The sequence below is a fragment of the Citrobacter sp. Cpa228 genome (assembly GCF_030333085.1).
Taxonomy (GTDB): domain Bacteria; phylum Pseudomonadota; class Gammaproteobacteria; order Enterobacterales; family Enterobacteriaceae; genus Citrobacter; species Citrobacter pasteurii.
The window spans coordinates 119772-143232 of record NZ_JAOWGQ010000043.1 but is presented as its reverse complement, the minus strand read 5'-3'; the positions used below and the strand labels follow the sequence as shown (position 1 = coordinate 143232).

Annotated in this window: 21 protein-coding genes; 6 read left to right on the top strand and 15 right to left on the bottom strand. The window is 52.3% G+C overall.

The genetic code is table 11. The features are described from left to right. Positions 1–41: 41 nt before the first annotated feature. The 6 genes from OGX91_RS09960 to ahpC form a co-directional block, all read right to left on the bottom strand. Positions 42–809: a dimethyl sulfoxide reductase anchor subunit family protein gene (locus OGX91_RS09960; RefSeq protein WP_040232571.1), complete on the bottom strand. Its 768-nt coding sequence runs from the start codon at positions 807–809 to the stop codon at positions 42–44. Continuing rightward, positions 809–1366, bottom strand: coding sequence for a 4Fe-4S dicluster domain-containing protein (locus OGX91_RS09955; RefSeq protein ID WP_005120856.1), 558 nt, complete (start codon positions 1364–1366; stop codon positions 809–811). Before OGX91_RS09955 ends, OGX91_RS09960 begins: the two co-directional genes overlap by 1 nt. Continuing rightward, on the bottom strand, positions 1363–3639 hold the full coding sequence (locus OGX91_RS09950; protein WP_040232573.1) for a molybdopterin-dependent oxidoreductase: 2277 nt from the start codon (positions 3637–3639) through the stop codon (positions 1363–1365). Before OGX91_RS09950 ends, OGX91_RS09955 begins: the two co-directional genes overlap by 4 nt. Next, positions 3636–4190 carry a TorD/DmsD family molecular chaperone gene (locus OGX91_RS09945; RefSeq protein ID WP_005120858.1) on the bottom strand — a complete coding sequence of 185 codons (555 nt, stop codon included), beginning with the start codon at positions 4188–4190 and terminating at the stop codon, positions 3636–3638. Before OGX91_RS09945 ends, OGX91_RS09950 begins: the two co-directional genes overlap by 4 nt. 224 nt (positions 4191–4414) lie before the next feature. Further along, entirely contained in the window at positions 4415–5980 is a 1566-nt protein-coding gene (gene ahpF, locus OGX91_RS09940) for an alkyl hydroperoxide reductase subunit F (protein WP_005120859.1), read from the bottom strand. A gap of 251 nt (positions 5981–6231) precedes the next feature. Further along, entirely contained in the window at positions 6232–6795 is a 564-nt protein-coding gene (gene ahpC, locus OGX91_RS09935) for an alkyl hydroperoxide reductase subunit C (RefSeq protein WP_002894394.1), read from the bottom strand. Positions 6796–7169: 374 nt separating this feature from the next. On the opposite strand from ahpC, the gene dsbG reads away from it, so the two are divergent. The 4 genes from dsbG (at position 7170) to OGX91_RS09915 (ending at position 11030) form a co-directional block, all read left to right on the top strand. Further along, positions 7170–7916 (top strand): thiol:disulfide interchange protein DsbG, encoded by a 747-nt coding sequence (gene dsbG / locus OGX91_RS09930; RefSeq protein ID WP_155021558.1) that lies wholly within the window; start codon positions 7170–7172, stop codon positions 7914–7916. A 225-nt stretch (positions 7917–8141) separates the two neighbouring features. Then, on the top strand, positions 8142–9083 hold the full coding sequence (citR, locus tag OGX91_RS09925) for a DNA-binding transcriptional repressor CitR (RefSeq protein ID WP_155021559.1): 942 nt from the start codon (positions 8142–8144) through the stop codon (positions 9081–9083). Positions 9084–9204: 121 nt separating this feature from the next. After that, on the top strand, positions 9205–10428 hold the full coding sequence (locus tag OGX91_RS09920) for a phosphoadenosine phosphosulfate reductase (protein ID WP_040232578.1): 1224 nt from the start codon (positions 9205–9207) through the stop codon (positions 10426–10428). After that, positions 10413–11030 carry an IbrB-like domain-containing protein gene (locus OGX91_RS09915; RefSeq protein WP_005120864.1) on the top strand — a complete coding sequence of 206 codons (618 nt, stop codon included), beginning with the start codon at positions 10413–10415 and terminating at the stop codon, positions 11028–11030. The genes OGX91_RS09920 and OGX91_RS09915 overlap by 16 nt, the downstream gene beginning before the upstream one ends. 13 nt (positions 11031–11043) lie before the next feature. Here the strand turns inward: OGX91_RS09915 and OGX91_RS09910 are convergent, their stop codons facing one another. Continuing rightward, complete coding sequence (locus tag OGX91_RS09910) at positions 11044–12204, bottom strand: pyridoxal phosphate-dependent aminotransferase (protein WP_286626133.1); 1161 nt, start codon at positions 12202–12204, stop codon at positions 11044–11046. A gap of 132 nt (positions 12205–12336) precedes the next feature. Between OGX91_RS09910 and OGX91_RS09905 the strand changes: the two genes are divergently transcribed. After that, positions 12337–13425, top strand: coding sequence for an oxidoreductase (locus OGX91_RS09905; protein WP_149691371.1), 1089 nt, complete (start codon positions 12337–12339; stop codon positions 13423–13425). Between the two features lie 98 nt (positions 13426–13523). Here OGX91_RS09905 and OGX91_RS09900 read toward each other — a convergent pair whose 3' ends face one another. From OGX91_RS09900 to entC, 7 genes are all read right to left on the bottom strand, one after another. Next, positions 13524–13721: a YbdD/YjiX family protein gene (locus OGX91_RS09900; protein WP_005123469.1), complete on the bottom strand. Its 198-nt coding sequence runs from the start codon at positions 13719–13721 to the stop codon at positions 13524–13526. 63 nt (positions 13722–13784) lie between these two features. Further along, complete coding sequence (gene cstA, locus OGX91_RS09895) at positions 13785–15890, bottom strand: pyruvate/proton symporter CstA (RefSeq protein ID WP_016152202.1); 2106 nt, start codon at positions 15888–15890, stop codon at positions 13785–13787. A gap of 184 nt (positions 15891–16074) precedes the next feature. Continuing rightward, positions 16075–16488 (bottom strand): proofreading thioesterase EntH, encoded by a 414-nt coding sequence (gene entH / locus OGX91_RS09890; RefSeq protein ID WP_040232884.1) that lies wholly within the window; start codon positions 16486–16488, stop codon positions 16075–16077. Between the two features lie 2 nt (positions 16489–16490). Beyond that, entirely contained in the window at positions 16491–17246 is a 756-nt protein-coding gene (gene entA, locus OGX91_RS09885; protein ID WP_199947284.1) for a 2,3-dihydro-2,3-dihydroxybenzoate dehydrogenase EntA, read from the bottom strand. Continuing rightward, positions 17243–18103 carry an isochorismatase gene (locus OGX91_RS09880; RefSeq protein WP_040232582.1) on the bottom strand — a complete coding sequence of 287 codons (861 nt, stop codon included), beginning with the start codon at positions 18101–18103 and terminating at the stop codon, positions 17243–17245. Before OGX91_RS09880 ends, entA begins: the two co-directional genes overlap by 4 nt. A 13-nt stretch (positions 18104–18116) precedes the next feature. Then, positions 18117–19727 carry a (2,3-dihydroxybenzoyl)adenylate synthase EntE gene (gene entE, locus OGX91_RS09875; protein WP_199947283.1) on the bottom strand — a complete coding sequence of 537 codons (1611 nt, stop codon included), beginning with the start codon at positions 19725–19727 and terminating at the stop codon, positions 18117–18119. A 54-nt stretch (positions 19728–19781) separates the two neighbouring features. After that, the gene (gene entC / locus OGX91_RS09870) at positions 19782–20957 is read right to left on the bottom strand and encodes an isochorismate synthase EntC (RefSeq protein ID WP_199947282.1); all 1176 of its coding nucleotides are present in this window, start codon (positions 20955–20957) and stop codon (positions 19782–19784) included. Positions 20958–21145: 188 nt separating this feature from the next. Between entC and fepB the strand changes: the two genes are divergently transcribed. After that, positions 21146–22102 (top strand): Fe2+-enterobactin ABC transporter substrate-binding protein, encoded by a 957-nt coding sequence (fepB, locus tag OGX91_RS09865; RefSeq protein ID WP_199947281.1) that lies wholly within the window; start codon positions 21146–21148, stop codon positions 22100–22102. A gap of 61 nt (positions 22103–22163) precedes the next feature. Here fepB and entS read toward each other — a convergent pair whose 3' ends face one another. Next, positions 22164–23399, bottom strand: coding sequence for an enterobactin transporter EntS (entS, locus tag OGX91_RS09860; protein WP_040232592.1), 1236 nt, complete (start codon positions 23397–23399; stop codon positions 22164–22166). Between the last annotated feature and the right edge of the window lie 62 nt (positions 23400–23461).

The window sequence follows — 23461 nt, the reverse complement described above, 5'->3', positions numbered from 1 at the left end:
TGCCAGGTGAAGCCCTGACAGGGGTTTTTATTACCTCACAATCAATACAAGTGACCGATATTGACGATGGTGCTGACCGTATCGCCAAAGAATGTCAGACGACTCAGAAAGACGCCAACAAACAGCAGGATAAAGAGCACCTTAGCTCTACGCTCACCGTGACGGCTCAGCACGAATGCCAGCGCCAGGCACACCAGACTCGTCAGATAAAGCGGTGACGAAAGCCAGGCATGTGCCGTCATCTGCATGATGGTGCCGCCGCTTAACCAGATAATCGGCGCGGCGATCATGACCGCCATACATACAACAATCCCCTGGCGCAATGCGGCAACGGCAGGTGCAAGGTTAAGCAGTGGAATCGCCGCACAGCCCATGACCCATACCGTAGCAAAGAACAGCAGCATCGTCAGACCGTTGGCGATAGCGACCATTGCCGGTGCGGCATAGGTCATGCCTTGTACCGCTACCAGCGCGATCCCGAGAAAAGATGCCAGAACAGCCGGAACTTTGTGCCCTTTCGCCAGGAACACCACACCGACTGCCGCTCCGTACAAGGTTGCGCCAAGAATTTCGCGGCTCAACCAGGCATGCTGCAGGTTAATCAGGGCGTTGTAGGCGCGATCCGGGTGTGCGAGATGTAATACCGCCGCCACGGACGCCGCCGCCAGAATCAGTCCGCTAACCAGCCAGTAAAGACGTTTGCTTTCCAGTTTTCCGCGCAACGTGCGCAGCGTCAGAATGAGGGTGATCCCGACCGACATCTGGCTTAAAACCGTAAAAATCACCAGAGGAAGTTCATACTTTTCCATTACTTGCCCTCCGGTTGCTTGGGTTGACGCGCGAGGATAAAACGCGTGCCCGGATTAAGCTGCGGCATGCGCGGGAATCCCGGCGGATACTGCACGGCATTGTTCGGGATGGAATCAGCATCCAGATCAATAAGTGTAAGCGCACCTACCGGACAGGCATTCACGCACGCCGGCTGCATACCAACATCAAGGCGCTCGTAGCACATGCTGCATTTTTCCGCTTTCTTCGTCTCCTCATTAAAGCGCGGCGCACCGTATGGGCAGTTGCGGATACAGTTTTTGCATCCAATACAGCGCTCCGGGTTATGCACCACCACACCGTCCTCACGTTTGGTGTAAGCCTCAACCGGACAAGCCGCCAGGCAGGCCGGATTTTCGCAATGGTTACAGGCCAGCGAGTAGAACGCCCGCTCTTCATGCGGATAAATTTCTTTATCCAGCGGGTAAACATAGCGCCAGTAGCGTTCAGGCTCCAGTTGGTTAAAACTCTTACACGCCATCGCGCAGCCACGGCAGCCGATGCACTTATCGCTATTGACTAAAAACGCGCGTCTCATGCCGCAGCTCCTTCACTTCCTAACAGGGTAATATCAACAAATTGACTATGAATGGCCGCGCCGGGTGCGCCGGTCGCCATTTTGCCCATATCGGCCGGCGTGTCCTTAACCACGTTTTGTACGTTGTAACTAAGCTTGTTGAACCAGGACTCATACATCACAAGGAAATCTTCCGGCACGTTGGTGGTGATTTTGGCGCGCAATTCAACATGACCCGCTTCGTTGAAAACTTTAACGCGAGCGCCCTCGGTGATGCCTTTTTTCTGTGCGGCAAACGGATGGATATACACAAACGGTTCAGGCCAGAAAACCTGCATCCAGTCCAGATTCACAAACTGCGAGTGCAGTCCGTACTGGAGATGAGGCGTAAATAAATGGAACGGTAGTGCGCCTTTAGCACCGGCCTTATATTCCGGCAAGGCTGTGTGACCATTTTCCGCACAGCGTTCTGATTTGAATTCGTACTTGCCCGATGGTGTTTTAAATTTGCGATCGTACCAGGCCGCTGTGCTGACCATTTTCGCTTTGCGCGGCCCTTCAAGCAGATCGTCCCAGCCCGCAATACCAAACTGTTTACCCATCGCCTCGTTGAACTCCTGATCCAACCAGCGTTTGGCATTAAACTCCTGCGGGAAAGTACACGAACCCGGCTCCAGCTTATTGATGGTCTTAGATAACAACGCGGCGATTTCCGGATCGCTTTTACACTCATACAGCGGTTTAATGGCTGGTTCGTTGACGGACAACCAGTAGTGCCAATAAGACGAGGAAACATCCCACTGCTCAAACGTGGTGGTAACAGGCAAGACGATATCGGCGTGCTGCACGGTTTCGTTGAAGAATTGATCGACACAAACCACCATCTCCAGTTTATCGAACGCTTTCACCATCTTGTTGCGGTCGAAATCCTGAGCAAACGGGTTTTTAGACGCGACCCACAGCATTCTTACTGGCGGTTCGCTGGCGTCGAGGATCCCCTGCGCCGTCTGGTTGATGTTCAACGCACGGTCGGAGTATTCGCTCTTTTCACCGCTATCGCTGACAAACTCACCCACCGGGCCACCAGCGCCTTTCATCCCGACAGATCCCACCGGAGGTTTCTGCATCATGCCATGGTAGTTGTAACCCCAGGTCTGCAGATGACCGTAGCGAGCACCACCGCCCTCAATGCCGATGTTGCCGGTCATCGCGACAAATGCGTCGATCGCTCGGACGTTAGCCCCGCCGTTGACATGGCGCTGCATCCCGTAGCCAATCCACACCGTGGCGGGATTTACCGCCGTAAACTCTTCCGCTAACTGGCGGATGACATCAGCCGGCAGGCCACAAATTTCAGATGCCCACTCTACGGTAACACTGTTGCGCAGATAGGCTTCAAATTCGGCATAGCCATGGGAATAGTTGTTGACGAAATCCTGATCAACCAAGTCTTTGTCTACCAGGTGACGCGCCATACCGAGCGCCAGCGCACCATCAGAACCCGGACGAACGCGCAGGTACAGATCGGCTTTGGCTGCGGTTTGCGTCAGCAGTGGGTCAATCACCACGACCTTCGCCCCTTTCTCACGAGCCTGATAGATGTACTTCATGGTGTGCATCGAGCACCACGCCGGGTTTGCTCCCCAAATAATAATGTATTTGGCTTTAACAAAATCTTCCGGGTCGTTGCACCACATATCGCCCATGTCGTAGTTCTGCGCATCAATACCCGCAGGCCAACATGGCGTACCGGCAAAACGGGTGGTGTAACCCAGAGAAGACATCATCCCTTCAACGGCATACCCCATCACGCCAAGATTGCCTGAGTATTTTGATAGTGCCAGCCCCAACATTGAGCCGTCTTTCTTTTTGATCTCCAGCATCTTGCTGGCAATGCGCTGCATCGCCTCATCCCAGGAAACCCGACGCCATTTACCGCTGCCACGGCCATCCTGAACCATCGGATACTTAATGCGGTCGGGGCTGTATACCCGACGCGGATACGTCAGTCCTTTAACGCAAGGCGTTCCGTGCGTGAAGGTAGACTCCGACGCACCTTCTACAAAGGTGATAACGTCATCCTTCACCCAGGTTTTCATGCTACAGGTGTCATAGCAGTTACGCGGACACGCATTGCGGAAAATTTTATACGTCTTAGGGTTAAACGGAACCGGCGGCTGCGCATAAGCACAGCGGGATGACAACAGCCCGCCCGGTAAAGCCGCTACCGTGCCCAGTACAACCAATCCCTTTAAAAAAGAACGTCTGTTCAGAAGTCCCGGATCATTGCTCATAGTGATACTCTCGTGTTTAATTCATCAAGCCAAAAAGACAATTTTTCCGCTACGCTTTTCAATGTGGCGGTTTGTGCATTTCTATTTATTTTTTCGATATACTCGGGAACCCAACTCGCTATATACTCTTTTGTATAGCAATTAAGTGCGACTTGATACTCAGAAGACACCCTGGCGTTAGCCGATAATAAAACCGTCAATTCCAATACATAAGAAATATGATCATCAGGAATATTATTCGCGTTATTTATGGATAGGCCTATGCTTACCATAAACTCCCGAATGTTCAGGGTTGATTTACCCATCACAAGGGCATCTTCTTCGAGATAAACTGACGCGAACGGTGCGGCCTTTAGCGTCTGCGGCCCGACAAATAGCGCATTGAAGTCATACTCCGCTTCCCGCCACTCCTGCTCTGTTAACGTTGAGGCATTTTTATCCAGGGCTGAATAAGCCTCTTTCAACGTAGAGCCATCATAAGAGATAAAAAAATCACGCAACAATAACCCTGTCGATTCAAAGCTCGTCAGGGTTTCATAAATTTCACCCATGAATTAACCAACCATTTATTCATACAGCAAATAAAAAATAATGCAGGTTAATATAATAAAGAAAACGCTAACACTTTCTTTGACCAAAGAAATGATCAGTCTAACTAAAATAATGATTTATGCGGTTTATTGTTTCAAGAATTGACAATTTGCGAGAGGCGGAAATAAAAAAACCGCCAGCAGATAGCTAGCGGTTTGAGTATTGCAGGTGAGTCTTACTTTTTTTATGCTGTCGTCGTGCGGATCAAATAATCAAAGGAACTCAGCGATGCTTTCGCGCCCTCGCCAGTGGCGATGATGATCTGCTTGTACGGTACGGTTGTACAATCCCCCGCAGCAAAAACACCCTTCACGCTGGTTTCGCACTTGGCATCAATGATGATTTCACCCATGCGGTTACGCTCAACGGCGCCTTCCAGCCAGTTCGTATTCGGTAACAGGCCAATCTGCACAAAAATACCCGCCAGTTCCACATTGTGGATATCACCGCTGACGCGGTCACGATACTCCAGACCGGTGACTTTACTGCCGTCGCCTTTCACTTCTGTGGTTTGCGCATTCAGAATAATGTCGACGTTTTTCAGACTGCGTACTTTATTCTGCAGAACCTGATCGGCCTTCATTTCCGGGGCAAATTCCAGCAACGTCACGTGCTCGACGATACCCGCCAGATCGATAGCCGCTTCAACACCCGAGTTACCGCCACCTATCACCGCGACACGCTTACCTTTAAACAGCGGGCCATCACAGTGCGGGCAGTAGGTTACGCCCTTGGTGCGATACTGATCTTCACCCGGAACATTCATGTTGCGCCATTTTGCGCCAGTAGCAATGATGATGCTGCGTGCTTTCAGCACCGCACCGGAAGCCGTTTCAATCTGATGCAAACCACCTTCCTGAGCTGCCGGAACCAGTTTGCTCGCGCTCTGACTGTCGATCACATCAACATCGTAATCATCAACGTGCGCTTTCAGCGCGCCGGCCAGCTTCTGGCCTTCGGTTTTCGGTACGGAGATGTAGTTTTCGATATCAACAGTATCAAGAACCTGACCGCCAAAGCGTTCGCCCATCAGACCGGTGCGAATACCTTTACGTGCAGAGTACACCGCAGCCGCTGCCCCGGCTGGACCCGAACCGACGATCAGCACATCGTAAGCATCACGCTTGTTCAACTCTTCCGCTGCGCGTTTTTCTGCGCCCGTATCAACTTTCGCTACGATTTCAGTCAGCGTCATGCGGCCCTGACCAAACTCTTTACCGTTCATATAGACCGCCGGAACGCCCATGACGTTACGGTCAGTAATTTCGTTCTGGAATGTACCGCCATCAATCGCCGTATGCTTGATACGCGGATTCAGCACGGACATCAGGTTCAGCGCTTGCACCACATCCGGACAATTATGGCAGGACAGTGAATAATAGGTTTCAAACTCAAAATCCCCGTCGAGGTCGCGGATCTGCTCCAGCAGTGACTGTGCCTCTTTCGACGGATGACCGCCTGTCCACAATAGCGCCAGAACCAGAGAGGTAAACTCATGACCCAATGGAGAGCCGGCAAAACGTGGCCCCTGGTGAGAACCCGGGTTGGTTATCAGGAACGATGGCTTACGTACAGCCAGAGTATTATCTTCTTTAAAGGTGACTTTCTCTGACAGTTCAGCAATTTCAGTCAGCAGTTCCTTAATTTCTGCCGATTTAGCGCTGTCATCCAGCGTAGCAATCAGCTCAACAGGTTTGGTCAGTTTCTCAAGATAAGCCTTGAGCTGGGTTTTCATATTTGTGTCGAGCATTATTCTTCCCTCTCTGAAAACATCATCATGCAAGCCGGATTCGCGGAGCCGCATCAATGCAACTTGCGTCATGGTGCTGGAATAAAATGGGCGCGCCTGCGCCCATGACTGACGTAATCTGACGTAATTTCCTAAGTATTTCGCGTCAGAGCAAGGCGGCTAGCCTGAGAATCCCCGGGAGCTTACAGAAGTAAGTGACCGGGGTGAGCAGGCGACGCCAACACTGCTATGACGTGAAAGACGACGGAAATTTAGATTTTACCAACCAGGTCCAGGGACGGAGCCAGAGTGGCTTCGCCTTCTTTCCACTTAGCCGGGCAAACTTCGCCAGGGTGGGAAGCGACATACTGTGCAGCTTTAATTTTGCGCAGCAGGTCAGACGCATCACGGCCGATACCTTCAGCGGTAACTTCGATTGCCTGGATGATGCCCTGCGGGTCAACAACGAAGGTTGCGCGGTCAGCCAGACCTTCATCTTCACGCATGTTGTCGAAGTTACGGGTCAGGGCGCCAGTCGGGTCGCCGATCATCGCATATTTGATTTTCGCGATGGTTTCAGAGCTGCTGTGCCATGCTTTGTGAGTAAAGTGAGTGTCGGTAGAAACAGAGTAAACGTCCACACCCAGTTTCTGCAGTTCTTCGTAATGGTCAGCAACGTCGCCCAGCTCGGTCGGACATACGAACGTAAAATCAGCCGGGTAGAAGAAGAAGACACTCCAACGACCTTCGGTATCTTTCTCGGTTACTTCGATGAACTCACCGTTTTTGAACGCCTGGTTTTTGAAAGGTTTAATTTTGGTATTAATCAAAGACATCTGTACTTCCTCCGTGTTTTCGTTGAGGGATAAGTTAACGAAAATCATTGATAAGGGCTAATGCGTTTCCTTTATCAAATCAATAAGCGTTAACTAACAACCGACTCAACCGCATGTTGTAAACCCTATTCTAAAAGTAAAAAAGGCTCCCTTTGCAGGGAGCCTCATTACCCGAGTTACCCGCAAGTAACTTCAGTGCCAGCAGAACTGGCTATGTGTTGCGCTCTACATTACCTTAACCAAGGTCGTAACAGCGATTGGGATTACATCACCCAACTACCGAAAGGGCAATCGACAGACTGTCGATCTTACCTATGGCTGCGATAGGTTTTGCAACTTAACTCCCTTTCCTTCTAATTTTATAAGGAAAATCAATGTTTAAACGTACATTACTCTTAGCTCTGATCCCTGCTGTCGTCCACGCTGAAGAGCTTCCTGCCCCCGTTAAAGCGATTGAGAAACAGGGCATTACGATTCTGAAGTCGTTCGACGCTCCGGGAGGCATGAAAGGTTATCTGGGAAAATATCAGGACATGGGGGTCACTATCTATGTGACGCCTGATGGAAAACAGGCGATCTCCGGCTATATGTATAACGAGAAAGGTGAAAACCTGAGTAATGCGCTGATAGAAAAAGAAATCTATGCACCTGCCGGGCGCGAGATGTGGCAACGAATGGAAAAAGCGTCGTGGATTCTGGACGGCAAAAAAGACGCGCCGGTTATTGTGTATGTGTTTGCCGATCCATTCTGCCCGTATTGCAAACAATTCTGGCAACAGGCGCGCCCGTGGGTTGAGTCCGGCAACGTTCAATTACGCACGTTGTTGGTCGGCGTGATTAAGCCCGAAAGTCCCGCAACCGCTGCGGCCATTCTGGCAAGCAAGAACCCCGCTAAAACCTGGCACGACTATGAAGCCTCCGGCGGCAAAATGACGCTGACACTGCCAGCAACCCCGCCTGCCAGGCAAATGAAGGCGTTGAATATCAACCAAAAACTAATGGACGATTTAGGCGCCAATGTCACGCCAGCCATTTATTACATGAGCAAAGATAATACCCTGCAACAGGCAATAGGTTTGCCCGATAAAGAGAAGCTGGATATTATCATGGGAGCCAAATAAATATACGCAACGAATGATTGATATTATTTTCATATCAATCATTCTTCTTTTTCACATCAATCAACCCGTTAGCACTTTTTACCGAAAAAATAACCCTGCCTGTGCTATTTTAAGTAGTAGTAAACTATTCATTAAGTTTAACATGCATATGAGATGGAAATGCGTTGCAACTTACACATAACAAAACAGAATGTTTAATAACAAAACTAAAACAGGAATTAGCGTATGGCTAACCTTTACGACCTCAAAAAATTCGATCTCAACCTGCTGGTTATTTTCGAGTGTATCTATCAAAATCTGAGCATAAGCAAAGCCGCCGAAACGCTTTTTATTACCCCCTCAGCCGTTAGCCAGTCGCTACAAAGGCTTCGCACCCAATTCAATGATCCTTTGTTTACTCGGGCAGGGAAAGGCATTACGCCTACCATAACAGCGGTCAATCTACACCATCACCTTGAGAACAATCTTAACAGTCTGGAAGAAACAATAAATATTATGCACAGCTCCAGTCTGAAGAAAAAATTTGTCATTTACAGCCCGCAAATTATCAATAATGCCTACATAAGTGAGTTAATTAAATTTATCAGAGAAGACAAATATGTTGAAATTGAACATCGTGATATTCTGATAACATCGGAAACCGCTGAAGACTTACTCGCCTACCGTAAAGCGGATGTTGTCATTACGACATCACCGATCGTTAACCGCTCGATTATATGTACCCCATTCAGGACAATTGAGACCGTATTGGTCTGTTGCAAAAACCACCCCAGAATAAATGAAAAAACAACGTTAAATGAAATACTGGAAGAACAGTTTACGCGGTATCTCTCTGACGATGCTGGTATAAAAGAGTACCAGTCGGAAACAAATTATTTTCTCGCCAATCGTAAATCCGGGTTCTCTAGTGATTCACTAATGTCAATTATCAACGTTATATCTATTACAGATATTATTGGTTTCATCCCTCAATCAACCTTTGAATCATATTCGTCATCACTCAATTTAAAGAAAATCAAAACAGATATTAAGCCGCCATCAATGAATCTATTTTTAATGTACAATCGGGCATCACTTAACAACAAAAATTTTGAGAATTTCATAACAAAAATAGACAAAAAAACTAAGGAAAGTGACACATTAAAGAATCATAAATATATTAAATAAAAAAAATTTTAAATACATTAGGTGAATGTATTTAAAGGTTGCACGCTTCGTAAATTGGCATATCTTATTCAGAGTATACATTAGAGATGTTATTCTTTTATTCTTTCAGTATGGACTTGCTATGTCTGTTTACAAAATTCCTCTGAGTCAGAGCGTACTGGCAGCCGCTCAGGAACGTATTACCTGGACTTTGGAAACACTGCCCCGCGTGTGCGTTTCACTGTCTGGAGGGAAAGACTCCGGGCTCATGATGCATCTCACCGCCACTCTTGCGCGCCAGTTACATAAAAAAATAAGCGTATTGTTTATTGACTGGGAAGCCCAGTTCTCTTGCACTATCGACTACGTTGAAGCGCTACGAGAACGCTATTCTGACGTTATAGAACATTTTTATTGGGTAGCAATACCGCTCACCACCCAAAATTCTCTCTCACAATTTCAACCGGAATGGCAGTGTTGGGAACCCAATACACAATGGGTGCGGCAACCACCAGCAGATGCGATTACCGATCCCAGTTTCTTTCATTTCTACCAACCTGGCATGACCTTTGAACACTTCGTTCGTGAGTTCGCTGACTGGTTTTCAGAAAAACGTCCTGCGGCAATGATGGTGGGCATCCGTGCCGACGAGTCATATAACCGTTTTGTCGCCATTGCCCATTCGCGTAAGCAACGTTTTGCCGATGACAAACCGTGGACTACCGCCGCACCGGGAGGACACGCCTGGTATATCTATCCGATGTATGACTGGAAAACAGCCGATATCTGGACATGGTTTGCGAAAACAAAAATGCCATGCAACCCCCTGTATAACCTGATGTACCAGGCCGGCGTACCAACACGATATATGCGCATTTGCGAACCCTTTGGTCCGGAACAACGCCAGGGACTGTGGCTGTATCATGTTATTGAGCCACAGCGATGGGCAGCCATGTGCACCCGGGTTAGCGGCGTTAAAAGCGGCGGAATATACGCCGGTCATGACAACCATTTTTACGGCCACCGGAAAATATTAAAACCGGAGCATTTAAGCTGGCAAGCGTACGCTATGCTGCTATTAGACAGCATGCCGCAACAAACCGCAGAGCACTACCGCAACAAAATCGCCGTCTATTTACAGTGGTACAAGAAAAAGGGGATCGATGATATTCCTCAAACCCAGGAAAACGATATTGGTTCTAAAGATATCCCCTCATGGAGACGGATCTGTAAAGTACTGCTGAATAATGACTACTGGTGTCGGGCACTCTCATTCAGTCCCACAAAAATGAAAAACTATCAGCGTTATAACGAACGTATGAAAACCAAACGCCAGGAATGGGGGATCTTATGCAACGACGACTAACTCAGGAACTCACTGGTTTTCTTTCTGGCCTTTCAGAAGAAGAACGAATTGAAGCAATCAATGAATTCAGGATCGCAATCCATAGCGTCAGTCCTTTCCGTGAAGAACCGGTAGACTGCGTTCTGTGGATCAAAAACAACGCTATTTCGCCAAATGATTACAACCCAAATAACGTTGCGCCGCCGGAGAAAAAGCTACTGCTGAAATCCATTGAAGCCGATGGCTTCACACAGCCGATCGTCGTGGTTCAATCAACCCCGGAAGAATATGAAATCGTCGACGGATTCCATCGACATGAAATAGGCAAAAACAAATCATCGCTAAAATCACGCCTGAAAGGTTATCTGCCCGTTACCTGCCTGCAACGCGGGCGTCATGAGCGCATGGCGGCGACAATCCGCCACAATCGTGCCCGTGGGCGGCATCAAATCCATGCCATGTCGGAAATCGTTCGTGAATTATCACAATTAGGCTGGAGCGAAGAGAAAATCGGTCAAGAGCTGGGAATGGATAGCGACGAAGTCTTACGTCTGAAGCAAATCAACGGTCTGCAAGAGTTATTTGCCGACCGTCGATTCTCCAAAGCCTGGACGGTGAAGTAGCGAAATCACGTTACTACAGCGCAACCAGGCGTTCTGCCGCTGCCAGCAGCGTCGATTCTTGCTTAGCAAAACACAGGCGAATCAGCTTATGTGGGAAAGGATCGGCGCAGAAAACCGACAGTGGGATCGCCGCCACGCCGACCTCTTTAGTCAGCCATTGGCAAAATTCCACATCGTTGAGATCAGAAACAGCACTGTAATCAATCAGCAAAAAGTACGTCCCTTCGCAGGGTAGTATTTCCAGCCGACTGTCACGCAGCGCATTCACCAGCACATCACGTTTTCTCTGATAAAACGCGGGCAGCTCACGGTAGTGCGTCGGATCTTCGCGCAGCATATCCGCCAGCGCCAGTTGTGCCGGCGTGTTGACCGAGAAGGTTAAATACTGATGGACCTTACGTAACTCCGCGCTGATAGCCGGTGGCGCAACGCAGTACCCCACTTTCCAGCCCGTCATATGATAGGTTTTGCCAAATGATGAAACGGCAACTGCGCACTCCCTTAGTTGCGGATGCGCCAGCACGCTGGCATGTCCATGCGTGGCAAAACAGATATGCTCGTAGACTTCGTCACTGACAACATAAATCTCATGCCCGTTAATGGCCTGCCATAACGCCTCAAAGTCCGCCTTCTGCCATACTGTAGCCGAAGGGTTGTGCGGCGTATTTAGGATCACCAGCCGGGTGCGGTCACTGATTAGCGCAGCAAATTCCTGCCAGTCGACGCGAAAAGACGGCGGTTGCAGCGCGATGCGTTTAACCACGCCGCCGGATAATTCGATCGCGGGCGCATAGCTGTCGTAGCTCGGGTCAAAACATATCACCTCATCGCCAGGCCGTACCAGTGCCGTAATGGCGGCATACAGCGCTTCTGTCGCCCCTGCCGTTACCGTCACGTCACTGTTTGCATCCGGCTTGTAGCCATACAGTTCGGCGGTTTTATCGGCAATGGCGTCGCGCAGCGGCTGTACGCCCGTCATCGGCGCATACTGGTTTGCGCCATGCGCGACGTGATACGCCAGACGTTCTTGTAAAAAGAGTGGACCATCAAAATCAGGAAATCCCTGCGAGAGGTTAATGGCCTGGTGCTGCTGCGCCAGCGCGCTCATTTGCGTGAAAATAGTGGTGCCCAGATTAGGCAGTTTGCTTTGCGGAATCAGCGGGTTATTACTCATTATTGTTATCCCAGCGTGTGATGTTGTGGTTGAAGCCACTATAGCACGATGCTAGTATTTGGCAATCAAGACGTTCAGACGTCTATATAAAAATAACCTGCCTGGACAGGACAGCCAAAAGGACAACACAACATGAGTAATACCGAGATTCGCGTCGTCACCGGCCCGGCCAACTATTTTTCCCATCCCGGCAGCCTGTCGAGACTCAACGATTTTTTCACAAAGGATCAACTCTCACGCGCCGTCTGGGTATATGGTGAGCGCGCCATCGATGCAGCCCGACCTTATCTGCCTGAGGCCTTTCATCTTGCCGATGCTAAACGCCTGCTGTTTACGGGTCATTGCAGCGAAAAAGATGTTGGGCAACTGGCAACAGAGTCAGGAGAGAATCGCAGCGTGGTGATTGGCGTGGGCGGCGGGACATTGATCGACGCCGCCAAAGCGCTGGCACGCCGCCTTGGTTTACCCTTTGTGGCAATCCCAACCATTGCCGCCACCTGTGCTGCCTGGACGCCGCTCTCCGTGTGGTACAACGATGCAGGTCAGGCACTGCATTTCGAAATTTTCGATGATGCTAATTTTTTGGTGCTGGTGGAGCCAGAGATCGTGCTTAATGCGCCAGACGCATATTTGCTGGCCGGTATCGGGGACACGTTGGCGAAATGGTACGAAGCGGTTGTGCTCGCCCCACAGCCTGAAACCTTGCCGCTGACTGTACGTCTGGGCATCAACGGCGCACTGGCGATCCGCGACGTTCTCCTTCAGAGCAGCGAGCAGGCGCTGGCAGATAAGCAGCGTGGTGAACTGACCCGTGCATTTTGCGACGTGGTGGATGCGATCATTGCTGGCGGTGGTATGGTCGGCGGTCTGGGTGAGCGCTACACCCGCGTGGCGGCGGCACACTCGGTGCATAATGGCCTGACCGTCCTCCCGCAAACAGAGAAGTTTTTACATGGCACCAAAGTAGCGTACGGCATACTGGTACAGAGCGCGCTGTTGGGACAAGATGATGTGCTAACGCAGTTAATTACCGCTTATCAGCGCTTCAATTTACCAACACGGTTGGCTCAACTGGAAGTGGACATCAATAACCACACCGAAATCGATAAGATGATTGCGCATACCCTGCGCCCGGTGGAGTCCATTCATGCGCTGCCGGTGAAGTTAACACCGGAAACACTGCGTGCGGCATTTGAGAAGGTAGAGACGTTTACGGTGTGACTATGGTGCAGGTTGCCTGATGGCGGCGTCGCCTTATCAGGCCTACAGCCAATGCAATGTTGTAGGCCGGATAAGCGTCAGCGCCATCCGGCAAAAAATCAACAGCACTTCGCGCCACCTTTCCCCCCATAGCGCGCATCCTGGCGCTCGCGGAAAAATTCTTCATAAGTCATTGGCACCTGGTCCGGATGCGTAACACGCATATGCTCGACATAGTTGTCATAATCCGGCACACCAATCATCAATCGGGCGGTTTGCCCTAAATATTTCCCGGCTTTAGAGAGCGTTTCAAACATAGTAGTTTCCTGTCGTACAAACGCCCTCCCCGTTAAGGAGAGGGCTTTTTCGTTAAGAGAATATTAGTGCGCGCCTTTCGCCTGCGCCACAATCTCTTCAACATTCTCGGGCATCGGTTCGTACGGTGTTTCTTTCGACGTTGGTTTGTCCTCTTTCAACGCGGCCAGCGCAGTTTTAATGGAGAACAGACCCAGTACCACCACGACCACCATGAAGAAGATGGTCAAGCCAGCATCAAGACGGTTGTTAAATACCAGTTGCGTCAGCTGCGACTGAGTGTACTGTGCCGGAATATTACCGCTGTCGATCATCGCCTGGAACTTGTTAGCGATAGCCAGGAAGCCGATTTTCGCATCCGGGCTAAACGCTTTCTGCCAGCCCGCGGTCAGCGTACAAATCAGCAGCCAGGCGGTTGGCACCAGCGCGACCCATGCGTAGCGCTGGCGTTTCATCTTGAACAGGACGACCGCACACAGCATCAACGCCATACCAGCCAGCATCTGGTTGGCGATACCGAACAGCGGCCACAGGGTATTAATACCGCCTAACGGATCGACCACGCCCTGGTGCAGGAAGTAACCCCAGGCCAGTACACACAACGCGGTTGCCAGCAGGTTCGCCGGTAGCGAGTCGGTCCGTTTCAGCCCTGGTGAAACGACACCCAGCAGATCCTGCAGCATAAAGCGCGCGGCACGGGTACCCGCATCAACCGCCGTCAGGATGAACAGGGCTTCAAACAGAATGGCGAAGTGATACCAGAACGCCACATCCATCATGCCGCCCAGCGCGCCGTGCAGAATGTAAGCCATCCCCACGGCCAGCGTCGGCGCTCCGCCTGCGCGGGAAATAATGGATTGTTCGCCGACATCGTTCGCAATCTGATGCAGCGTATCAGGCGTGATAACAAAGCCCCAACTGCTCACGACCTGTGCCGCTGACGCAACCACATCGGTGGTTCCGGCAGGTGCCAATACTGCCATCGGGCTGTTCATCGCAAAGTAGACGCCCGGGTCGATAACGCATGCCGCCACCAGCGCCATAATGGCGACAAAGGATTCCATCAGCATCCCGCCGTAGCCGATAAAACAGGCCTGACCTTCATTCGCCAGCATCTTCGGCGTAGTGCCGGAGGCAATCAGCGCGTGGAAACCAGAGACCGCACCGCAGGCGATGGTAATAAACAGGAACGGGAACAGGTTACCGCTCCAGACCGGGCCGGTACCATCAACAAACTTGGTCAATGCAGGCATCGTCAGCGTGGGACGCATGATCAGAATACCCACGGCCAGACCCACAATGGTACCAATCTTCAGGAAGGTCGAGAGGTAATCTCGCGGTGCCAGCAGCAACCATACCGGCAACACGGCAGCCACGAAACCGTAGCCCACCAGCATCCACGTCAGCTGTACACCGGTAAAGTCAAAATACGGTGCCCAGGTCGGGCTTTCCGCAACCCAGCCGCCGGAAATAATGGCAAATACCAGGAACACCAGACCGATGACTGACACTTCGCCAATACGCCCCGGACGCAGATAGCGTAGGTAAATCCCCATAAAGATCGCCAGCGGGATGGTGAATGCGACGGTATAGGTTCCCCACGGGCTGTGCGTCAGTGCTTTCACGACGATCATTGCCAACACGGCAAGGATAATCACCATGATCATAAAACAGGCCACCAGCGCAATTACACCGGCTGTAGGACCCATCTCTTCTTTCACCAGTTCGCCAAGGGAACGACCATCGCGACGGGTAGAAACAAACAGCACCATAAAGTCCTGCACCGCGCCGGCCAACACTACCCCGGCGAGCAGCCAGATCATCCCCGGCAGATAGCCCATTTGCGCCGCCAGCACCGGTCCAACTAACGGACCCGCTCCGGCAATTGCCGCAAAATGGTGGCCAAACAGTACTTTTTTATCGGTAGGAACATAATCGAGCCCGTCGTTATGGCGCACGGCTGGCGTCATACGCGTCGGGTCCAGCGCCAGTACATTTTTCGCAATGTACAAGCCGTAGAAACGGTAAGCGATAAGGTAGACACAGACCGACGCCACAACTATCCACAAGGCGTTGATCTGTTCACCACGGTTTAATGCGATATAGCCGAGGGCAAATGCTCCCATTACGGAGAGCACTGTCCAGACGAGGTACTTCCCTGATTTGTTCATAGTTGTTATCCGTTGTCCGATCCAGAGAGATGTTACATTTTGTTTCTATAACATCTTTTCTGGATTTAACAACCTGACAACCATGCAAACCCGAAGTATCACTGAGTATTTACATTGCATTGTTAACTAGATCACTTCATTTACCTGTTAACCCTGCAATTTCATTTTACTTTGCCGGGTGACTTCACCCCATCACCGCCGTGCCTAAACGACAGGTGCAGCAGCGCCGCCCCTGCTCATCGAAGATGACGATTTCCCAGCTTTGATTCTGTCGCCCAAGATGCAACGGCTGGCACACACCGCGCACTTTCCCCTGCGATACCGCGCGGTGATGCGTGGCGTTCAACTCAGTTCCCACCACACACTGCCCGTCGCGAGTCATCAGATAACCCGCCATTGACCCCAACGTTTCCGCCAGCGCCGCTGACGCCCCACCGTGCAACAGACCAAACGGCTGATGCGTACGCTCATCCACCGGCATTTCGGCTTCCAGCACATCGTCTCCCAGTCGGGTATAGACAATGTCTAAATGCGCCACCAGCGTGTTCTGGCTGGTGGCATTCAGTTCATCAAGCGTTAAATGTCGTTTCCAGATCACCGTCATGCTCCCAGTGTCGAACCGCCATCGACCACAATGTCCTGCAACGTAATATGGCTGGCCAGATCGGAGGCAAGGAATAAGATGGTGTTGGCAATTTCCTGGGGACGCGCGATTTTCCCCAGCGGTATACCGAGCTTATACTGCTCGCCAAACCCGCGAATACGCTGTTGTTCCGCGTCATCACTCACCCACAGCGTGCGTTGCATGTCAGTGTCGGTCGATCCCGGCGAAACCACATTACAGCGTACTCCGCTACCCGCCAGCTCCAGTCCGACCGTCAGAGCAAGACTTTTCAATGCGGCTTTTGATGCCCCATATGCACTCATGCCGATTCGCGGCGTGTGCGCAGCATCGGAGGCGACAGTGACAATCGCCCCCCCCTGCTGACGACGAAACTGCGCCATCGTCTGCTGAAACACATTAAACGCCCCGCCAACGTTGACGGCAAACGTCTGATGCCACTCCTCAGCGCTTAACGCATCGGTAGCCCCCATGCGCAGGATCCCGGCAGCATTGACGAGTACGTCTAACCGCTCGCTCTGCGACAGTACGCGCTGGCATACCTCAGCCACCTGCCCACCGTCCGCCACGTCCAGCACTTCGGTGGTAAACGGATACACCTGCTGAGAAAACTCGCGATCGAATCCGGTGACCTTCGCCCCGGTATCAACAAACGCCAGTGCCGTGGTGTAACCAATCCCTTTTCCCGCCCCAGTAACCCAGACCGTTTTACCGGTGAAATCAAAGCCGGTCATGACTTCACCTCACGGGAGAGCAGTTTCCACCAGGCCTCAATCGTTGGGTTCTTCGCCAGCATCACAAAGTCGATATCGCCATGCACTTTCCGCCAACGAGCCGCCAGCGCCATCATACGTACTGAGTCCAGACCGTAATCGATTAAGTTTTCGTCATCCATTGGCTCTTCAGACTCATCGAGCAGCGGCAGAATCACGCCGCGCAGCGCATCTTTACTGTCCGGAACAGGCGTCGGCAGTAACTCCTGGGTCATCACCACGCGACCGGAACGCCCCGCCACGTATTTCAGCGACATCAGGTGTTCATCACGGCTAAAATCTGCCAACGCATCTGCGACCATAAACGGCTTAATATCACGCATGAAGGCATCAGTCGCGGTGGTCATGCAGCCAATATGCGCGTACACGCCGGTGATGATCAGTTGGTTACGTCCAGTGTCTCTTAGCATCTGCTCCAGCGGTGAACGATGAAACGCGCTGTAACGCCATTTAACCAGAATGGTATCCGCTTCGTCCGGCGCCAGCGCATCGACGATTTTTTGCTGTTCAGGCGAGCGCGTCAGGCCGGGTCCCCACATATCGTTCAACAACGCGCGGTCTTCATCACTTTGTTCTTTCGGCTGCGCAGTGTAATAGACCGGAATATTATGTGCTTTACAGTACTGACGCAGCGCGGCGATGTTGGCCACCACCTGTTCCATCATCGGGCAGTTCTCGCCCCAAAAACCGATAAAATAGTCCTGCATGTCGTGGATTAGCAGCGCGGCGCGTTCTGGTTCAAATGCCCAGTCAACTTTATTTGCCGGGACATCAAGCGCCGTTGGCAGCGCATAAGCCTGCAGTTTAGGAATTGCCATTTCTTCTTCTCCTTCAGGCCGGTGAACGTGATGCCAGCCACTGACGTAATTGTTTTTTATCCACTTTGCCGACCGGGGTCAGCGGCAATGACTCAACGCACTCGACACGATCCGGCAATTTGAATTCCGCCACGCCCTGTTCGCGCAGAAAACGACGGATCTGTACTGCACGCAGCGGCGCTTTAACCACCAGGCAGGCGCAACTTTTCTCGCCCATCAGCTCATCGTCCATACTGACCAATGCGGCATGGATCACCGCCGGATGCCGCAGCAGCAGGTTTTCAATCTCTTCTGCAGCGATCTTCTCTCCGCCACGGTTGATCTGATCTTTCTCTCGTCCCTGCACCGTGATGTAACCATCCCGATCGATGGCGATCAGATCACCAGAGCAATAGAATCCGTTAGCATCAAACGCGCTGGCATTATGCTCAGGGCTATTGAAGTAACCCCGGAAGGTGTACGGGCCACGCGTCATCAGGCGTCCAGTCTCGCCCTGTGGCAAAGGATTACCGTCAGCGTCTGCCACCCAGACCTCATCGTCAGGGCACATCGGACGGCCCTGGGTATTGATAATGCGCTCCGGGCTGTCATCCAGACGGGTATAGTTCACCAGCCCTTCCGCCATACCGAAGACCTGCTGCAGCTGGCAGCCAATCTCTGCCGGAATGCGAGCGGCAAGCGAAGCCGAAAGCCGCGCGCCTCCCACCTGCAACAGTTTCAGCGAAGCCAGTTGTGCGTTACTGCCCCACTCCTGAATTGCCTGCAGCCACAGACTCACCGCTGGCGGTACCAACGCCGTAACGTTTACCTGATGCTGTTCAATTAACGGAAAGCACAACGTCGCGCTCGGGTCTGCCGCCAGCACCACAGTTCCACCCGCGAGGAAAACGCCCAGCGCACCTGGCGAACTCATGGCGTAGTTGTGCGCTGCCGGGATCGCGCATAAATAGCGGGTCTCAGCGGCGAAATGGCAAATCTCGTTACTACGGCGCACGCTGTAGTAGTAATCATTGTGGGTACGCGGGATCAGCTTTGGCGTCCCGGTCGTGCCGCCGGAAAGCTGGAAATACGCCACTTCATCAGCTGGTGATGGTGTCGCGGTAAACGCCGTTGCGGGTTGGCTTATAGCCGTTTGCAGATTGTGTTCGCCGTCATCATTGAGCAACTGAACCACGCGCACTGAATTGTGTTCGGCAACAAAGGTATTCAGAAAATCGTCGCCACTGAATAACGCATGCTGGCGATCGGCAATCAGTAACACCGGTTTAATTTGCGCTGCGTAGGCGTTGAGTTCGTTACGCTGATGGCTAAACAGTGCCAATACGGGCGCCACGCCCAGTTTGAGCAGTGCGAAGAAAGTGATATAAAGCTCAGCCACGTTGCCTAACTGCACCAGTGCAGTCTCGCCGGATTTGATCCCCTGACGGCGCAGGCTACAGGCAAGATTATCCGTCGCCTGGTTTAACTGGCGGTAGCTAAGATGGCGTTCCCCGTCAATCACCGCCGTCTGGTCGCTATCAGCATGGCGGGTCAGAATGTCGGTCAGCGGCAAATCCTGCCAGTAGCCTTTTTCACGGTAGCGGCGGGCAAACTCTTCCGGCCAACGGGTGAAAGGAATACTCATTATTGCTCCTTAGAGCCTGTCGATAAGGCCTGAATAGCCTGGTAGACCAGGCGCTTAATGCAGTCCAAAAACATTCAACATGGTGGATAACTTGGCACCTGTTTCACGCCACTCCGCAATCGGTGACGAGGCTGGCACAATGCCGGCTCCGGCGAAAAAACGTACCTGATTACGCAGCAATTTCGCACAGCGGATCGTCACGACCCATTCGCCGTTGCCCTGCGAATCACACCAGCCAACAATGCCGCCGAAAAGTTCGCGATCGAACGGCTCCAGTTCGGCAATCAGTTTCTGAGCAACCTGATGCGGGAAGCCACTTAGCGCCGGTGTTGGATGCAGCAGACAAGCCAGCGTCAGTGCGTTTTCCTGGGCATTGGCTTTACCTTCAAACGGGGTACCGAGATGCCAGAGCGTGGGCGTGGTGACCAGTTGCGGAGACGACGGAAGTTGCAACTCACTGCTGCGATCGCGCAGAACCGCTTTCATCGCCTGGGTGACCAGCTCGTGTTCATGGCGATCTTTCTCGGAAGCTAACAGACGGATCCCAGCCTCCCGGTCCAGAACATCGTCCGGTTGGCGACGCGCAGATCCCGCCAGCGGCAGCGAACTGAAATGGTCGCCTTCTTTGCGTAGCAGCAATTCCGGGCTGGCGCCGATCAGTACACCACCATCGTCGATAGGTACATGGAAGTTGTAGCTTGCCGGGTTTTGCGCTACCAGTCGCTCCAGTAGCGCACCACTGTCGATATTGGCGTCGGCTGTCACATCAATCAGGCGAGACAGCACCACTTTGTCGACTTCCGGGGTTGCCGTCAGCGCCGCTGCTCTGGCGACCATATCTTCGAAAAAATCCTGCTCAGGAATCGATTTACGCTCAACAACATTCAGCGACTGATGGGCAGTAAAGTAACGCGCTGATTGCTGCTTTGCCGTACGTGAGAAGCTTTGCCATGATTGGGGAATAAACAGCGACGAAGGCTGGCGGGTGTCAAAGGGAATGGCTCCTACCATAATGGGGTTTGCGATGCCCTGCGATTTGGCCTGCGCAAACAGTGTGTGCATTTTCTGTTGGAAAGGGCTGTCTGGTGAATCACCATCAATTGCCGGTTCCGCATAGCGGGCGAAGCATCCTGACGTCGTAAAACTACGATACGGCGACATAAAGAAAAAACTGTCGGGAGCGAGAGTTGCCATAGTCTGCGTTTTTTCCTCGGCCAGTGACGTGTCCATATCATCCTCCATAAAATGATAAAGGCTTTAATAATGATTATCATTTATATTTTCGGTCGCTAACCTAAAAGCAAAGCGTCGGTATGTCAACTCTTGTGGTAACACAATGTGCGACTTAGGCTTGCATCCCTGACGCGTAACAATGAAAATGAGAAGCATTAACTACATTGATAACAGGAAGCTTATTTGTGAGATTTCCCGCGTTTTACCGCACTGCGCTGTTACTGGTTGGACTCGCTATTTCAGGAGTTTCTTTAAGTCATGCCGCTGACTGGCCACGCCAGGTTACTGACAGCCGCGGCACGCATACGCTGGAGCATAAACCGCAGCGAATTGTCTCCACCAGCGTGACCCTCACCGGTTCTCTGCTGGCGATTGATGCCCCGGTCGTCGCCAGCGGTGCCACGACACCGAATAACCGTATTGGTGACGCTCAGGGCTTTTTACGCCAGTGGAGCGACGTCGCCAAAGAACGCAAACTGAGCCGCCTGTATATTGGCGAGCCGAGCGCCGAAGCCGTTGCAGTACAAATGCCGGACCTGATTCTGGTCAGCGCCACCGGGGGAGATTCCGCGCTTGCGCTGTACGACCAACTGTCCACCATAGCCCCTACGCTTATCATTAATTACGACGACAAAAGCTGGCAGTCACTGCTGACACAATTAGGTGAAATCACCGGGCAGGAGCAACAGGCAGCGGCGCGTATTGCTGAGTTTGATAAGCAACTGCTCGCGGTAAAGCAACGTATCACCCTGCCGCCACAGCCGGTCAGTGCGCTGGTGTATACCGCAGCCGCGCACAGCGCCAACCTGTGGACGCCGGAGTCCGCGCAAGGCAAGCTGATGGAACAGCTCGGTTTCACGCTGGCACCGCTACCTGCCGGGCTACGTACCAGCCAGAGCCAGGGTAAACGTCACGACATTATCCAGCTTGGTGGTGAGAATCTGGCGGCCGGCCTGAACGGTGAAGCGCTGTTCCTGTTTGCAGGCGACAGCAAAGATGCCGACGCGATTTATGCTAATCCACTGCTGGCGCATCTGCCTGCTGTGCAAAACAAACGCGTTTATGCGCTGGGCACGGAAACCTTCCGTCTGGATTACTACAGCGCGACGCTACTGCTGCAACGTCTGTCGGCTCTGTTTTAATGGTCAGTGCCGGATGCGGCTAACGCCTTATCCGGCCTACAATCCGTAGAGCATAACGCGATCAGACATTCACGGGAACTTGCCGGAATCGGCGCACTTCTCCCAACAACAGCAGCAGTAAAAGACCGACAATCACCAACCCAAACCCACTGACGCTTGCCGAGGCCGCAGGCGTCATCATCGCCCCCAGCCCCCCTAACAGCGCCGCACCAATCGCATCGCCGGTTACGTTCTGCGCGGTCCACAAACCGTTAATTCGCCCGAGCATCGCTTCCGGCGTCTGCGTCTGTAACAGGGTGTACTGCAACAAAGAACTGACCGCACTCAGCCAACCGAACAGCGCCAGACAAACAACCCCCAGCTCCCAGACCGGCATCAAACCAAACAGGCCGATAGCCAGGAAAGAGGCCACGGTTGATGCCAGCATAACCAGACCCGGACGCACGCTGTGTGCCAGTTGTCCGCTGGTTAAAGCCCCGATGGCCGCGCCCAGGGGAATAGCCGCATACAGTAAGCCAATCTGAGCGCTCGACATCTGCCAGTTAATCGCCAGTGCCGGATACAGCACGCGCACGGCGCTCGCCATGGTCAACAGGCCGCCGAGCAGTGCAATACCGCCAATCAGCGGGCTGGCGAACAGAAAACGGAACGCCGCCACCAGCGATGTCAACGGATGTTCACGCGGTTGCGGCGGAGGCGGCAACGCGGGAAGACTCAGCAACGGCAGCAAGGTAATAAATGTACCCGCGGCCGCCAGGCCGTAGTTCCAGACCACGCCCCCGGTCGCCAGCAGCACCCCGCCAAGCATTGGCGAAATAACCGAGCCCAGACGTACCGTCAGCATGGTAATCGCCCCGGCCTGCATCAGATTTTCACGCCCGACCAGCGCAGGCGTCGCCGCCAGCAGCGCAGTGACACCCAGCGAGGCAAAAAAGCCATCCCATAAACCAAGAACATAAATAGCCAGCAACGACGGCTCGGGCAGCAGCGCGTTCAGGCACAGGCCAATAAAACCGATACCACAGGTTCCGCGGGCCAGCAGGATCACCTTTTTGCGTTCATAGCGATCGGCCAGTACGCCACCCACCATCAGACCAATAAACATGGCGCTCCCGGTCAGCGTCACCGACAAACCCACCTGCCAGGTCGACTGGGTCATCATCTGGATCTGTACCGGGACCGCAACCCCCAATAGCCCCAGAGAGACAATGGAAATAAAACGGGCGAGGAAGACGGCGCGAAATGCAGGATGGGTCTTTAACAGGCTGAGATTAAGCAGCCAGGATTGTCGATTCATTACAGAGCCTTACCAGGTACTTTTTCAATATCCATTCAATGGCTGCACATGCTAACATACCC